Raw genomic sequence first — 514 nt, forward strand, 5'->3', positions numbered from 1 at the left:
CAATTGACCAGCTAACGCCAATCGCGTAATCAACCCTTGTATATTGACTGGCCTCTATTTATAGAGGCCTTTGTTTTTGTGGTTTATTTTCCCAAGAAAAAGGCGCGAGATTTCCAGACTGATGTGAGCAGTTTTCTTTGTGTTCAGTGATAGGATGGCGCGGAAGAATAATAAATGGATATAACAATGAAGAAGTTTGAAATTGAAGGTCAGCAACTTGCTTACCTAGACAAAGGCGAAGGGCCTGTGCTGCTGTTTGGACATAGCTATTTGTGGGATTGCCAAATGTGGGCGCCTCAAATTGAAGTTTTGAGTCAGTCCTATCGTTGTATTGTGCCTGACTTATGGGCGCATGGTGAATCGGACGCCGCTCCTGCTTCGACCACGTCTTTAGTTGATTATGCCCAACACATGCTGGCGCTAATGGATCATTTGGAAATCGACGAATTTTCCATTGTTGGCTTATCTGTTGGCGGCATGTGGGGCGCGGAACTGACCGCTCAAGCCCCGCAAC

Annotated in this window: 1 protein-coding gene; it reads left to right on the plus strand. The window is 46.1% G+C overall.

Going from position 1 to position 514, the window contains the following annotated elements; all coding sequences use genetic code 11:
* Positions 1-186 precede the first annotated feature (186 nt).
* Positions 187-514, plus strand: a 328-nt coding sequence (locus tag R7Z47_RS26915) for an alpha/beta fold hydrolase (RefSeq protein ID WP_318131034.1), incomplete at its 3' end; no start/stop codon positions are given.

The sequence above is a fragment of the Vibrio sp. 1641 genome, from assembly GCF_033339995.1.
Lineage (GTDB): Bacteria > Pseudomonadota > Gammaproteobacteria > Enterobacterales > Vibrionaceae > Vibrio > Vibrio alginolyticus.